This is a genomic window from Thioalkalivibrio sp. ALMg13-2, assembly GCF_000381185.1.
GTDB lineage: Bacteria > Pseudomonadota > Gammaproteobacteria > Ectothiorhodospirales > Ectothiorhodospiraceae > Thioalkalivibrio > Thioalkalivibrio versutus.
Genome location: NZ_KB906103.1, coordinates 148,017 through 162,110, shown reverse-complemented (window position 1 = coordinate 162,110; position 14,094 = coordinate 148,017). Strand labels below are relative to the sequence as shown.

11 protein-coding genes and 1 tRNA gene are annotated in these 14,094 nt (G+C 66.3%); 6 read left to right on the top strand and 6 right to left on the bottom strand.

Annotation, left to right across the window (positions count from 1 at the left end; translation table 11 throughout):
• Positions 1–160: 160 nt before the first annotated feature.
• Positions 161–991 (bottom strand): OmpA family protein, encoded by an 831-nt coding sequence (locus F618_RS0104535; protein WP_018169805.1) that lies wholly within the window; start codon positions 989–991, stop codon positions 161–163.
• Positions 992–995: 4 nt separating this feature from the next.
• Positions 996–1,835: a motility protein A gene (locus F618_RS0104530; RefSeq protein ID WP_018145649.1), complete on the bottom strand. Its 840-nt coding sequence runs from the start codon at positions 1,833–1,835 to the stop codon at positions 996–998.
• Between the two features lie 121 nt (positions 1,836–1,956).
• Here F618_RS0104530 and F618_RS0104525 point away from each other — a divergent pair, with 121 nt between their 5' ends.
• From F618_RS0104525 to F618_RS0104505, 5 genes are all read left to right on the top strand, one after another.
• Positions 1,957–2,547 carry a LemA family protein gene (locus F618_RS0104525; protein ID WP_018145650.1) on the top strand — a complete coding sequence of 197 codons (591 nt, stop codon included), beginning with the start codon at positions 1,957–1,959 and terminating at the stop codon, positions 2,545–2,547.
• Between the two features lie 13 nt (positions 2,548–2,560).
• Positions 2,561–4,528 carry a M48 family metallopeptidase gene (locus F618_RS0104520; protein ID WP_019567871.1) on the top strand — a complete coding sequence of 656 codons (1,968 nt, stop codon included), beginning with the start codon at positions 2,561–2,563 and terminating at the stop codon, positions 4,526–4,528.
• Between the two features lie 58 nt (positions 4,529–4,586).
• Positions 4,587–4,673 (top strand) — tRNA-Leu (locus F618_RS0104515).
• Positions 4,674–4,692: 19 nt separating this feature from the next.
• Positions 4,693–5,001 carry a GIY-YIG nuclease family protein gene (locus F618_RS0104510; RefSeq protein ID WP_018176778.1) on the top strand — a complete coding sequence of 103 codons (309 nt, stop codon included), beginning with the start codon at positions 4,693–4,695 and terminating at the stop codon, positions 4,999–5,001.
• Between the two features lie 94 nt (positions 5,002–5,095).
• Entirely contained in the window at positions 5,096–7,351 is a 2,256-nt protein-coding gene (locus tag F618_RS0104505) for a diguanylate cyclase domain-containing protein (protein ID WP_019567870.1), read from the top strand.
• Here the strand turns inward: F618_RS0104505 and mnmD are convergent.
• The 4 genes from mnmD to F618_RS0104485 all read right to left on the bottom strand — a co-directional run bounded on the left by mnmD (position 7,312) and on the right by F618_RS0104485 (position 12,609).
• Entirely contained in the window at positions 7,312–9,159 is a 1,848-nt protein-coding gene (gene mnmD, locus F618_RS0104500) for a tRNA (5-methylaminomethyl-2-thiouridine)(34)-methyltransferase MnmD (RefSeq protein ID WP_019567869.1), read from the bottom strand. The two genes, F618_RS0104505 and mnmD, sit on opposite strands and share 40 nt — an antisense overlap.
• Before the next feature lie 85 nt (positions 9,160–9,244).
• Positions 9,245–10,753, bottom strand: a complete 1,509-nt coding sequence (locus F618_RS0104495; RefSeq protein ID WP_038050252.1) for a peptidoglycan DD-metalloendopeptidase family protein — start codon at positions 10,751–10,753, stop codon at positions 9,245–9,247.
• Positions 10,754–10,852: 99 nt separating this feature from the next.
• A complete protein-coding gene (locus F618_RS0104490; protein WP_018169799.1) occupies positions 10,853–11,635 on the bottom strand; it encodes an ABC transporter permease in 783 nt (260 codons plus the stop codon).
• Complete coding sequence (locus F618_RS0104485) at positions 11,632–12,609, bottom strand: ABC transporter ATP-binding protein (RefSeq protein WP_018937562.1); 978 nt, start codon at positions 12,607–12,609, stop codon at positions 11,632–11,634. Before F618_RS0104485 ends, F618_RS0104490 begins: the two co-directional genes overlap by 4 nt.
• A 92-nt stretch (positions 12,610–12,701) precedes the next feature.
• Between F618_RS0104485 and F618_RS0104480 the strand changes: the two genes are divergently transcribed.
• Positions 12,702–14,087 carry a M17 family metallopeptidase gene (locus tag F618_RS0104480; RefSeq protein WP_019567868.1) on the top strand — a complete coding sequence of 462 codons (1,386 nt, stop codon included), beginning with the start codon at positions 12,702–12,704 and terminating at the stop codon, positions 14,085–14,087.
• Positions 14,088–14,094: the final 7 nt, after the last annotated feature.

The following is a 14,094-nucleotide window of genomic DNA, read 5'->3' as shown; positions in this document are numbered from 1 at the left end:
ACACGCAAACCGCTAGCGAAAATCCCTGATCGCAATGTACCAGCATCCTGCTGCGGCGGCATGCGTTGGCTAATAAACACGCGTGGATCGTACCGCGCTGTCGCGCGATCACCGCACCGGCGATTTTCGTCGCGGTCGAGCAACGTTGCCTGAGCCGAGCCTACTGGCCGGGATCCGTGTGTGGCACCGCATCGGTCTCCAGCATGAGTGACACACGACGGTTGGCGGCGCGGCCTTCCGGGCTGGCGTTGTCGGCAACCGGACGAGTGTCGGCCAGCCCGACCGCGCGGAGCTGGGCTGCGTCCAGCTCGCGGGCCACCAGGTAGCGCACGACGCCGCTGGCGCGAATCGAGGATAGCTCCCAGTTCGACGGGAAGCGCTCGGTCGCGATAGGGATGTTGTCGGTATGGCCTTCCACGGTGATGGTGCCCGGGTGGTCTTCCAGGATGGGGAGCAGGTCCTGGAGCAGCGACTGGCCATCCGGGCGCAGGTCTGCCTCGGCGGTCCCGAACAGGATGTCGTCGCGGATGCGCAGCTCCATCCGTCCAGGTTGCTCGACGACGTCCACGCCCTCGGGGGCGCGCGCGCGTAATCGGCCGGCCTCGCGGCTTGGGGGCTGTTCGGCGACCACCTCCGGGCCGGAGCGCTCACCGACCGGCGCTTCCTCCAGGGCGGGCCGATCCAGCAGAGAGGAATGGACCAGGGGTTCGATGAGGGCGCTGCGGTCCGGGTGGGCCAGGGCGATCGGGCTGGCCGAGACCGCCCTCGGATCATCGTCACGCGGGTCCATGAAGGTGAGCATGATGACGAACACCACGATAACCAGGGTCAGAACGTCCAGATAGGTGAGGATCCAGGCGTGCTCGTCGTCGCGCTGGCGTTCGCCCGGGTAGGAGCCGAGAAAGGCCTGCTCCGGACGCGTGGCGGCGTGGGCATCCATCTCTGCCTGCAGCGCGGCGCGTTCGGCGGTGGAGGGGCTGGGTCCGGACATGGACTCAGCGCCGCTCCGTGGATTCGCCGCTGGCGCGTTCGTCCGCCTCGGGTTCTTCCTCGCCATTTGGGGCCGCCTGGCGGATCTCGTCGCTGTGATTCTCCATGAACGAGCGCAGGGTCTCGCGGATGTAGCCGGGTGAGCGTCCCTTGCGCATCAGCATGATGCCCTCCAGCACCATGGTCATCAGCACCACGCGCTCCTCGGTCCGGCGCTCCAGCTTGATGGCGATGGGCCGGAAGACCAGGTTGGCGAGCAGGATGCCGTAGAACGTGGTGATCAGGGCGATGCCCAGGTTCACCGCGATGACGGTGAAATCGTCGTTTTCGGTGGTCAGCAGCAGGTTGATCAGGCCAATAAGCGTGCCGAGCATCCCGAACGCCGGGGCATAGGTGGCCATGGTTCGGAACATCTGCGCATCGGCCTGTTCGCGGGCACGCAGGCGCGCCATGCGCCAGTTCAGCAGGTCGGAGACATCGTCCATCGGCGTGTCGTCGATGACCAGCTGGATGCCGGTGCGCAGGAACGGGTTGCGGATCTGGTCCAGCCGATCCTGGATGCGCCGCAGATTCTGGGAGAACCAGTAGCGCGAGACCTGGACGATCTCCTCGAGATCCTGGGTGACGTCGTAGCGTTCCTCGCGAATCGCATTGGCGCCGGCGCGAAACACGCGCATCACCTCGTGGAAGGGGTAGCTCATCAGCGTGGCCGCGATGGTGCCGCCTACCACGATGCCGAGGCCCGGCAGGTTCAGAAAGGCGTCGATATTCTGCGAGGAAAACGCGATGACGCTGCCGAACACCAGCAGACTGCCAAGGATGCCGAGGAGGGTGGAGAGATTCATGCGTACTTCCGGAAGGAGACCGGGGTCAGCATAAAACACCGCCATCGTGAGCGTCTGCCTTGTCGTGCTACCCGCATTCCGGCGTACACTCGGCTCGTCGACGATCAAGGAGTGTGGCGGGATGGATATGACTTGGGTGGTACTGGGGATCCTGGTTCTGTTGGTGATCTGGGGGGTGTGGACGTACAACCGCCTGGTGACCTCGCGCAACCGGTACAAGAACGCCTTTGCCCAGATCGACGTGCAGTTGACCCGCCGCTATGACCTGATCCCCAATCTGGTCAAGGTTGCGGAACGCTACATGAGTCATGAGCGCGACACCCTGGAGGCGGTCATCCAGGCCCGTAACAATGCGAAGGAAAGCCTGCAGGAGGTCGGCGGTGATCCAACCAACACCGAGGCCGTGCGCAAGCTCTCGAGCTCGGAACAGGGGCTGTCGGGGGCCTTGGGGCGGTTGTTCGCGCTGTCCGAGAGCTATCCCGACCTGAAGGCCAACGAGAACATGATGCAGCTGTCCGAAGAACTGACCAGTACCGAAAACCGCGTGGCTTATGCCCGCCAGGCCTTCAACGATGCCGTCATGCAGTACAACATCCTGCGCGAGATGTTCCCCAACAGCCTGATTGCCAACAACCTGGGGTTCCGCCCGGGGCAGCTGCTGGAGATCGAGGACCCGCAGAAGCGCGAGCCCGTGCAAGTGAACTTCTCCTGATCCCCGAGGCGTCATGAATTTTTTCGAGCAGCAGGACCGGGCGCAGCGCCGGACGCGCTGGTTATTGTTTCTGTTCGGTCTGGCGGTACTCGCCATCGTGTTGGTGATGAATGCCATCGTGCTGGTGGTGTTCGGTCAGGCAGAGCCTGTCGCTGCGGGCGAACCCTGGCTGACCCGTGAGTTCCTTGCCAGCAATGTCGCCGTGATGGTCTGGACGACCGTGCTGACCGTTGGCTTGATTGGCCTGGGCAGTCTCTACCGCACGCTCGGTCTGCGCGATGGCGGCGGGGCGGTGGCCCGCGAACTCGGCGGGACGCGGGTGGATGGCGATACCCGTGACCCGCTGCGGCGTCGCCTGATGAACGTGGTGGAGGAGATCGCCATCGCCTCCGGCGTGCCGGTGCCCGAGGTCTACGTGCTCGAACAGGAGGCCGGTATCAACGCCTTTGCCGCGGGTTACTCGCCGGACGACGCGGCCATCGCCGTGACCCGCGGGGCCCTGGAGCAACTGGACCGCGATGAGTTGCAGGGCGTGGTGGCGCACGAGTTCGGGCACGTACTCAACGGCGACATGCGCCTGAACATCCGCCTGATGGGGATGCTGTTCGGGATCCTGGTGATGGCCCTGATTGGCCAGCGTGTGCTGCTTGCCATGAGCCTGTCGCGCAATAACCGCAACGCCGGGGGCATCGTCGCCGCGGGCGTGGCACTGATCGTGGTGGGCTATATCGGGCTGTTCTTCGGGCGCTGGATCCGCGCATCCGTTTCGCGTCAGCGGGAATACCTGGCGGATGCCTCGGCGGTGCAGTTCACCCGGCAGCCGGAGGGTATTTCCGGAGCGCTCAAGAAGATCGGCGCCGCCCATACCGAGCTCGGGGCGGACACCGAGGAGGTCGGACACATGCTGTTCGCCTCCGGAGCCGTCAGTCAGATGTTTTCGACCCATCCACCGCTGGTTCAGCGCATCCAGGCGATCGAGCCGGGATTCAAGCCGGAAGAACTGGAGGCCATCCGCGAGCAGATGGAGAAGGATGCCCAGGCGCGTCGTGTCGAAAAGGAGGCCCAGGCCGAGGCGGAGGAACGCGACCGCGGCTCGACGGAAGGCCCGGGTGGTCTGCTCCTGAATCCGGAGCGGCTGATGGAAAACATCGGCGATCCGGGGCTTTCGCAGATCCTCGGGGCGGGGCTGCTGGTGGCGGCGATGCCGGGGCCGCTGGAGCGCGCGGCGCATTCCGATGCCTGGGGTGTCGATGTCTTGTTGTACCTGCTGATCAGTAACGACCCGGAAGTACGCGATCACCAGCTCCTGCGGATCGCCGGCACGCGGGGGGCGGAGAGCGAGACCCACGTCCGCACCCTGCTGGATGCCGAACCCGAGCTGCGCCCGGACCTGCGCATTCCGCTGCTGGAGATGAGCTTTCCGGTATTGCGCCATCGCCCGCGCGAGGAACGCCGGCAGCTGGAAGGCCTCATTGACGAATTGATCCGCGCCGACGGCCGGGTATCGGCGTTCGAATACGCGACCGGCCGTCTGTTGCGGCGCCAGTTGCGCGACCTGGAGCAGCCCGAACGTGCCCGCGCGGGCGGACGCGACCGGCTGGCTCGCCATGCTGCCCACGCGCAGGACACGCTGGCCGTGCTCGCGCATCACGGACACCCGGACGACCCCGACAAGGCCCGGGCAGCCCTGCGCGCGGGCGTTCTGGCCCTGGCGATCGAGGATCCCACCGACGAGGCGATTGCCGCGGCTCTGGAGCGGACTGCCGATGAGGCCGTCTGGGCCGAGGGGCTGGATAGGGCGCTGGAGGCCCTGGATGCCCTGCGCCCGGCGGACAAGCAGACCCTGGTCACGGCGATGCTTGCCACGATCACGCATGGCGGCCAGACGGTGGTCGCGGAAGTGGAGCTGTTGCGGGCGATCGCCGCCTCGCTGCACGTGCCGTTACCCGTCGCGGAGATGCCCGCCGCCGACGCGGAATAGTGCGGCCCGCTCCCGCGGGTGCGACGATCGGGGCCGCGCGGTATGATGCGGCCGCTCCGGGGGCGTGGCGGAACTGGTAGACGCATCGGACTTAAAATCCGCTGGGCGCAAGCCCGTGCCGGTTCGATTCCGGCCGTCCCCACCAATCATTTCTACCCGGGTGTGTGATCGTGGCCAGCCCCCAACCCTGGTACGTCTATCTCCTGGAGTGCCGCGGTGCCCGGATCTATACCGGGGTTACACCGCGGCTTGCGGCGCGTCTGGCCGCTCATCGTGCGGGGCGCGGGGCGCGTTTCACCCGCATGTACCCGCCGGAGCAGCTCCTGGGGGCGAAGGTGTTTCCCGGCCACGGCGAGGCATTGCGCGAGGAACAACGTATCAAACGCCTGCGACCCGCCGAGAAGCGACATCTCGCGGCGACCTGGAAGAGACAGAACGACGGGTCCGAGGGCACGCTCGATCACGAGGCGTGAGGCGAAGGTTCGTGTTACATCCATGCAAACGGTTCAGCCAGGCCCGGGAAAGGCGCATAGTGGGGCTCTGAGCGTCCCTGTGAAAAGATCCGGCATGCCCCAGTCCACGGACACAACGGAAGGATCCGAAGCGCGGCCAGCGGCCCAGCCGGCCGACGCCCGCACCACCGAACCGCATATCAGCGGCCCGGTGGTGGCGGCGCTGATTGCCGGGTTGCTGTTTGCCCTGCTGTTCGTGGCCATCGACCAGGGCTGGAAACAGCAGATGGCCGACCGCTATCAGCAAGCCGTGGTCTCGGAGGCAAGCAGCCTTCGGACCCAACTGGAAAGCGTGCTGAATGGCACGGTCCATGCGACGATCGGGCTTGCCGCCTATGCCTATGTCCACCCGGACCTGACCGAGGATGACTTCGACCGGGCAGCGGACCGTCTTTATCGCAGCCAGCCGGAACTGATTCGCTCTCTGACCCTGGCGCGCGGCGAGATCCTTGCGCTGGTCTACCCGCGCGATGGCAACGAGGACGCGATCGGCCTCAACCTGGCGGAACATCCGGAGCAGGGCGCCTCCTATCAACAAGTGCTGGAGAGCCGGCAAACGGTCGTCGCCGGGCCCTGGACGTTGGCACAGGGCGGTCGGGGGCTTCTGGTGCGCGCCCCGGTCCTGACCGATCCGGAAGATCCGCCGGCGTTGGCCAATCCGTGGACACTGTCGAGTATTGCGCTGGATTTCGAAACGATCCTTAGCAAGGCGGGTCTGGCCCCGCGCCCGCCCAGCCTGCAACTGGCCCTGCGCGGCCTCGACGGGACCGGCGCCGACGGTGAGGTCTTCTACAACCCCGAACAGATCGACGTGGCCAGCGCGCCGCTCGCGCTCGACGTGACCTTTGCCGGGGGCCAGTGGCAGATGCTTGCACACCCTGTCCCCAACCCATCCGCCACGGAGCGCCCGGCCGCCTGGTGGGTGATGGGCGTGGTCGGGCTGCTGGCGGTTAGTGGATACACCTTCCGTGTGGGGGAGGGCATCCGGCAGCGGCGGGAGGCCCTCACGCGCTATCAGGCGCTCGTGAATCGTCTGGCGGATGCCACTCTGGTGGTCGCGGGGCGCCGGGTCCTTTGGGCCAATCCGGCCTTTACCCGCATGACCGGCCTGTCGCCGGATCCTGGCCAGACTCTTTCGGCGCTGGGGGTGATTCAGGCCGACGATCGCCGGCGCCTTCCCCCTGCGCTCGATTTTTCAATGGCATTGGAGGAGCCGCGCGGGCGCGAGATTCGCGTACACACGGCGGACGGAGACCAGCGGTTTCATCTACTGCGTTGGGTGCCGATTGACTGGGAAGGGCAGCGGGCCTTCCTGTTGAGCTTTGTGGATGTACACGACAACCGAATGCTGTTTAACGCGTTGAGCGAGGCCCGTGATCTTCAGGACGCGCTGTTCGAGGCCATGCCCGGCGATGCCCTGGTGATCGACGACACTGGCCTCGTTCGCGCGGTCTTTGGCGAAGCGCGGCGCGGCCAGGCACCCCAGCACACGGCGGCCGGGCACACACTGGCGGAACTGCTTCCGGATGAGGTCGCGCAGCGCTTTTCCGGCGTCGTGCGCCGGGCCTTGCGCGAAGGCGAATTGCAGGAGATCCAGTACCGCCTGCAGGCGAGCGTGTTCCACGGAGGCGACACGAGTCCGTCAACGGAGGAAACCCGCTGGTATGAGGCGCGGGTACGCCCAATCGACGCACCGTTCGAGGGTTCGTCGGCCGTGGTGTGGCACGCACTGGACGTGACCGAGCGCAAGCAGCTGGAAGACCGCATGCAGGCCCTGGCCTGGGAGGACCCGTTAACCGGAACCGCGAATCGCGCGGCGCTGGATCGGGCATTTCCGCGGCTTGCGGCGCGCGCGGATCGCAAGGAGGGACAACTGGCGCTGCTGTTCATTGACCTGGACCGTTTCAAGCCGGTGAACGATCAGTACGGCCATGCCGTAGGGGACGAGCTCCTGCGCCAGCTGGCGCAACGGCTTGCGTCCAGTCTGCGTCCGGATGACCTGCTGGTGCGCCTGGGCGGGGACGAGTTCATCGTGCTGAGTGCGCCGTTGAATCGATGCGAGGAGGCCGGGGGGCTGATTGAACGGTTGCAGGCGGATTTCCGGCAGCCATTCGAGTTGCACCCCGGCCATATGGAACCGGTGGAGGAGACCCTCTCGTGCAGTATCGGGGTCGCCTTCTACCCGCGAGATGGTCAGCGCCTGGCGGACCTGATGATGGCTGCGGACCATGCGATGTACCGCGTCAAGGCCGCCGGGCGCAACGACGTGGCCTACGCGTCGGAGGCGGCGCCGGAATCCGGCACGGAGTGACGCGCCGGGGCGAACCGAGCCGCAGTTTGCGCCTCGAGCGGCTCGATCAGACCCAGCAGGTGATCGGCCAGCCATTCGCCGGCCAGCGGGGCATAGAGCAGGCCGCGCGAGCCATGCGCCAGGCTCAACAGTACACGGCCACCGGGATCCAGCCGGCTGCGCCCGACGAGCGGCAGGCGATCGCGGACCACGGCGCGCTCCCCGGTCCACTGCGCGAGGATCTCGACTGCCTGGGCATCCTGTAGCCCTGGAACCCAGGCAAGATGCCGCAGATTGGTCTGATCATCCTCGGCCTGCGGTGCCTGTTCATTTTCGGCCCCGGGGCCCTCCGTGCGGCGATAGGTCGCGCCAATCCAGGCGGTGCCGTTGTCTCCCCGGATGCAGTAGCCCTGACCTGTTGCCACAAAGCCACCCCAATCGGGGAAGGCCGCCCGGACCCGCGTCATCTGACCGGTCACCGTGGAGATACCCGCCTGTTCCGGGCACAAGGTGGTGCCACTGCCGGCGGCTGTGGCCACCACGACCGCGTCGAAGGGTTCAGATCCGGTGTCGCTCTCGACCTGCACGGGACCGGCGTTGGACGACGGTTTCAGCGCCTGTACCGATTCCTTGCGCAGCGGCGGCAGGTCGTCGGCCAGGCCCTGGCAAAAGGCCCGCATGTCGATCGCCAGACCGTCTGGGTAATAGAGGTGTGGGGCCGCGGCGGTGCACCCGGGACCGCCAGGGTCGAACAGCAGGGCCGCATGTTCGGGACCGACTTTTTGCAGGCGTTCCACGCGCTTGCGTCCGTGGGCGCTGATGCCATGGAAGGCCACGCCCGTTGCCAACCGGGTGCCGTATCCGCCGATCGCGTCGAGCTGTCCGGAAAGGAAACCGGTACGGCGTATCCCCGCGAGTGCCAGGGTATTCAGCTCCCCGTCGCGAGGATGAAGGTTCGGCAACAGGACGCCCGCCGGGTTGCCGGAGGCGCCACCGCCAACACCGTTCGGGTCGAAGACCGTGACCTCCACTCCTCGCGCCTGCAGGGCATGGGCGGCGCTGAGCCCGGCAATCCCGGCCCCCACGATGGCGACACGTTGCGGTACCTCGCGGGGCGGTGACTTCGCGGGCGACTGGGTGTCCCGAAGGGTCCCCACGAGACGCTCGCGTTTTGGGCCATGACCGCGCACCCGGCGTACCTCGAACCCCGTGCTCTCCAGGTCGCGGCGAACCTGACCGGCTGCGGTGTAGGTGCCGAATGTAGTACCCGGCGCGGAAAGCCGCGCCACTTGCCGGAACACCCCGGTGTTCCACAGGGCGGGATTGCTGCGCGGCGCGAACCCGTCAAAGAACCAGGCGTCCACGGTGCCGCGGATCTGTGCAAGAAGTGGAGCGGCGTCACCCAGGCCCAGGGTCAACGCGGCCCTGGCCTCGGGGAACTGGATTCGGTGGAGTCCGGGAACCGGTGGTGGATACTGGGCCCGTAGCTGGCGGGCGTCGGCATTGTCGAGGCCCAGGCGTTGGTGCATTGCCGCAAGGTCGGCGGGTGCGAGCGGGTGGGCCTCGAGGCTCAACAGGGACAGGAAGGCGCCGGGGGGCGCGTGGCGTCGCCACTCCTGCATCGCCAGCAAGAGGTTGAGCCCGCTCCCGAAGCCGGTCTCGGCAAGCACGAAGCGCTGACACTGGCGGAAGCGCCGGGCGAGGTCGTTGGCCTCGATGAAGACCTCGCGCACCTCGGCATGCGGATCGCTGGAGCCGAAGTAGCCGTCCCCGTAGTCGGCGGCGAAAGGCTGTCCGTCACGCCATTCGAGGCGTGCCCAGTCGAGCAAGGGGGGGGAGAGCAAGGGTGTCGCCAAGGAGCGGGCCGTCACAGCCCGCCAGGCGCGATTGCGCGAGACGGGCCGTAATGGGAGGTTAGCGGGCCAGTTCTTCGAACGGGGTGAACGCCACCTGCTGGTTGCGCTGTCCGTTATCCAGCTGGGCCAGCAGGGTCTGGCTGATGGACTTGAAGCGGTCGAGCTCGTCGCCTTCCAGGGCGTCGCTTTCCGGCAGTTCCACGCGCATCGGGTTCTGGGGGCGGCTGTTCACGTGGATCTCGTAGTGAAGATGCGGCCCGGTACTGCGACCGGTATTGCCGGACAATGCGATGCGGTCGCCCCGCTCGACGGTCTGACCCGGGCGCACCAGCTGGCGGTCCAGATGCAGGTAGCGGGTGGAGTAGCCTTGACCGTGCTCGATCACGATGAAGCGACCGGCATACGGGTGGTTCTCGACGCGGGTTACGCGACCGTCGGCGGGTGCCTGGATCGGAGTTCCGATTGGCATGGCGAAGTCCGTCCCATGGTGCGGGGCCACACGTCCGGTCACCGGGTGACGACGGTTCGGGTTGAAGCTGGAGCTGATGCGATAGTTGCCGGAAAACGGGCGGCGATCGAACGGGGGCAGAAGGCTTTCGCCATCCGGGGTGTAGAAGCGCCCGTTGACGTTGCGCGCCGCACGGATCTCGATGCGCTCGCCTTCGTAGTCGAATGCCAGCAGACGCAGGTTGAGCGGGGTGTCGTCGCCCACCAGGGTTTCCTGCTCGACCAGCAGGGTGAACTGATCGCCGGTACGGGCGTGGGTGCGCACCGGCAGGTAGCGGTCCAGCAGCACGGCCAGGGCGTTGGCCGCACGCGCGGAGATATCCGCCCGTTCGGTCAAGGCGTTGGCGATGTTGCCATCGATCTCGGCCGTAATGATCAGGTGGCTGACCTCGCGGCCGTTCTCGACTTCGCCGAGTTCGAACTCCCAGCCATCGGCCTCGCGGACCCACTCATGCCCACGGGCCCGGTCGGTCCACAGGCGCAGGCGAGTCAGGTAGCCCTCGTCGTCGACCTGCCATTCGATCTCCTGGCCGGGGCGCACACGGTTCAGGATCGAGGCGTTGTCGTCGTCGTCCAGCAGGCGGTAGAGGGTCGCCAGCGGGAGTTCCCATTCGCGTTCCCAGAGGCCCGTCAGACGCTCGCCTTTCTGCAGGGTGTGGGTGTACCAGTCGGTGTCGGTCGCTTCGGCGTCAGCGGCGACATCGGAGTCGCCGTCGAGATCGAAGGTCTCGTAGGACGTCGGGGCCTCGGCGTCCGGGTCGATTGCGGCGTCGTCGTAATCCGCGGCGGGCTCGCCCGGCAGGTCGGAGGCAAAAGCCACGGTCTGGGCGCCGCCCTCGAATGCGGCACCATGCGCCGTCCGTATCGACGCGCCGCCAGCCGGATGGTCCGTACGGGCGAGCGCGAGCTGGGATGCGGGGAGCGGATTGCCGGCGCCGATTTGCAGCGGTTGGGACGTCTCGGAGGGCTGGGAGGCAAGAAGCAGGCTGGTGCCCACCAGAATGGTGAGTCCGGCGGTCCCCGCCAGAAAGAAATGCAAAGTCTTTCTGTTGTTACCCATATGGCTGTTGCCCTGCAGAGTTTCCGCTTTATACCACGTTTTTTCGGGCAATAAACAGCGTCGGAAGGCGGTCTCCCGAAGTTTCGCGGCCTGCGCGTCTCAGGATCGAATCCCTACGCCCCGATTGAGCAGGACCAACGCAACCCCGTACATGACTGCAATGAACCCGGCAATGATGGCGAAGGACATGGCGATCGGGAAGTCACTATGGCCCAGGCTGCCGTAACGGAAGGCGTCGACCATGTAGAGGATCGGGTTCAGCATGGACACGCCCTGCCAGAATTCCGGCAACAGGCTGATCGAGTAGAACACCCCGCCCAGATAGGTCAGCGGCGTCAGGATGAAGGTCGGGACGATGGCGATGTCGTCGAAGGTGCGCGCGAAGACGCCGTTGATCAGCCCGGCGAGGGCAAACAGGATGGACGTCATCAGCACGATGATCAGCATTACGCCGGGGTTGTGGATGCTGAGTGGGCTGAAGAACAGCGAGACCAGCAGTACGGCCACGCCGACCGCCAGCCCCCGCGCCACGCCGCCAAAGACGAACCCAAGAATGATCACGCTGTTGGGGATGGGCGAGACCAGCAGCTCCTCGATGTGGCGCTGGAACTTGGAGCCGAAGAACGACGACACCACATTGGCATAGCTGTTGGTGATCACCGCCAGCATTATCAGGCCCGGGACGATGAAGTCCATGTAACGGTAGCCTTCCATCTCCCCGATGCGCTCGCCGATCAGCCCCCCGAAGATAATGAAGTACAGCGCCGTGGTAATGACCGGGGGCAGGACTGTCTGCACCCAAATCCGGGCAAAGCGCAGCACTTCCTTGCTGACGATGGTCCGGAAGGCGGTCCAGTAATCGCGCAGATGGGAGTCGCTCATGCCTGATTCTCCGGCTGCTCGGTGGTCCCGCTGGCGCCGGGGGTCAGATGGCTGGGGTCCTGGCCGGGGCGGGTCATGCGGATGAAGAGTTCCTCCAGCCGATTGGCCTTGTTGCGCATGCTCTGGACGCGAATCCCGGCCTGATCCAGCACCCGGAACAGGTCGTTCAGGTGCTGGCCGCTGCGGATATCCGCCTCCAGCGTCATCTCGTCGACCTGACGCAGGGCAATCGGGGAATCCAGCGGGATGCCGGGTGGCGGCTCGCTTAGATCCAGCACCATGGTCTCGGTCTCGAGCTTGGCCAGCAGCTGCTTCATCGTGGTGTTCTCGATGATCGCACCGTCATCGATGATCGCGATGTTGCGGCACAGCGTCTCCGCCTCTTCCAGGTAGTGCGTGGTCAGGATGATGCTGCGCCCGTCGGTGTTGATACGGGTAAGAAAGTCCCACATCGAACGCCGCAACTCGATGTCGACCCCGGCGGTGGGTTCGTCGAGAATCAGCAGGCGCGGCTCGTGGACCAGGGCGCGGGCGATCATCAGGCGGCGCTTCATGCCGCCGGAGAGCGTGCGCGCCATGTCCTTGCGCTTTTCCCAGAGCCCCAGCTCCTTCAGGTAGTGCTCGCAGCGCTTCCAGGCCTCGCGCCGGGGGATGCCGTAGTACCCGGCCTGATTGACCACGATCTCGCCAATCGGCTCGAAATTGTTGAAGTTGAATTCCTGCGGGACCAGCCCGATGGAGCGCTTCACTGCCTGCAGGTCGGTATCCACGTCATGGCCGAAGACCTTGACCGTGCCGGCGGTCTTGTTGATCAGCGAGGTAATGATCCCGATGGTCGTCGACTTGCCGGCCCCGTTGGGCCCCAGCAGGGCGAAGAAGCTGCCCGGGGCCACCTCGAGGTCGATGCCCTTGAGGGCCTCGAATCCGTTCTTGTAGGTCTTCTTGAGCCCGCGAATTTCCAGCGCTGGCGTCATCGTCACATCCTGTAAGGCTAGGGGGATACGACCCCGGAGGGTCGACAAGGCAGGTATTATGAAGGCTTTGAATTGTTTTCGAGGAAAGCCGCGTGGATTCTGTTTTTGTTGCGTCGTCCGACACCGCCATTCCCCTGATCCCGGTCAGCCGCGAGTCGCTGCCGGTCCGCCTGGAGAGTGCGCCGGAGAGCTGGCGCAAATGGGTGGAAGCCTCGGGGTTCGAGGCGGAGCCGGGCGCAACCCTGCGCATCCCGGATACCGAGGGCGGGCTGGCGGCAGTGCTGGCCGGCTTCGATGCGGAAAATCCGGTCTGGATGGTGGCCGCAGCGGCCGAGACCCTGGGAACGGGGGATTACCGTCTGGAAACCGATTCCCTGAACCCCGAGATCCAGAACCTGGCGGCCATAGGCTGGGGCTTGGGACGTTATCGCTTCGAGCGTTACCGCGAGGCGCAGGATCGCTCGCCGCGGCTGGTGTGGCCGGAAGACGCGGATCAGGCGCGGGTCCTCGCGTTTGTGGAGTCCATCGGGCTGACCCGCGACCTGATCAACACCCCGGCCGCCGACATGATGCCGGCCAATCTGGCGTTGAAGGCTCGGGAGCTGGCCGAGGAATTCGGCAGCAGCCTGCATCTGGTCAGCGACAGCGACAAGCTGGAACAGGACTTCCCCTGTATCCACGCCGTGGGGGCCGCCAGCGACCACGGGGCCCGGGTAATCGAGCTGACCTGGGGGGCGCCCGACGCGCCGTCGCTGGTGCTGGTGGGCAAGGGCGTGTGCTTCGATTCCGGTGGCCTGAACCTGAAGCCCGGCAATTCCATGCGCCAGATGAAGAAGGACATGGGCGGGGCGGCGATCGTGCTGGGGCTGGCGCGCCTGATTATGGCGCAGGCACTCCCGGTGCGGCTGACGGTGCTGATCGGGGCCGTGGAGAATGCCATCGGCGCCGGGGCCTTCCGCCCGGGCGATGTGCTGACCGCCCGCAACGGCAAGCGGATCGAGATCGACAACACGGACGCCGAGGGGCGCCTGGTGCTGGCCGATCTTCTGGATCGGGCGGGGTCGTTCCATCCGGACCTGCTGGTGGACTTTGCGACGCTCACCGGGGCGGCGCGCGTCGCCGTGGGGACCGAGATCAGCGCCTGCTTCACCCAGGACGAGGGCTGGGCGCGAGCACTGGTCGAGCCGGCGCGCGAATGGGATGACCCGGTCTGCCAGTTGCCGCTGCACACGCCCTATCGCTACATGCTGGACAGTGACGTGGCCGATATCGTGAACAGCTCTACCGGCGGCCACGGCGGCGCGATTACTGCCGCGCTGTTCCTGAATGAGTTCGTCCCCGAGGGCACGACCTGGATGCATTTCGACATCATGGCCTTCAACGACCGCGCGCGCCCGGGGCGGCCCAAGGGCGGCGAGGCGATGGGCCTGAGGGCGCTGTTCGCGGCGCTGGAGTCGCGCTACGGGCAAGCGCGGTAGGGCGGGG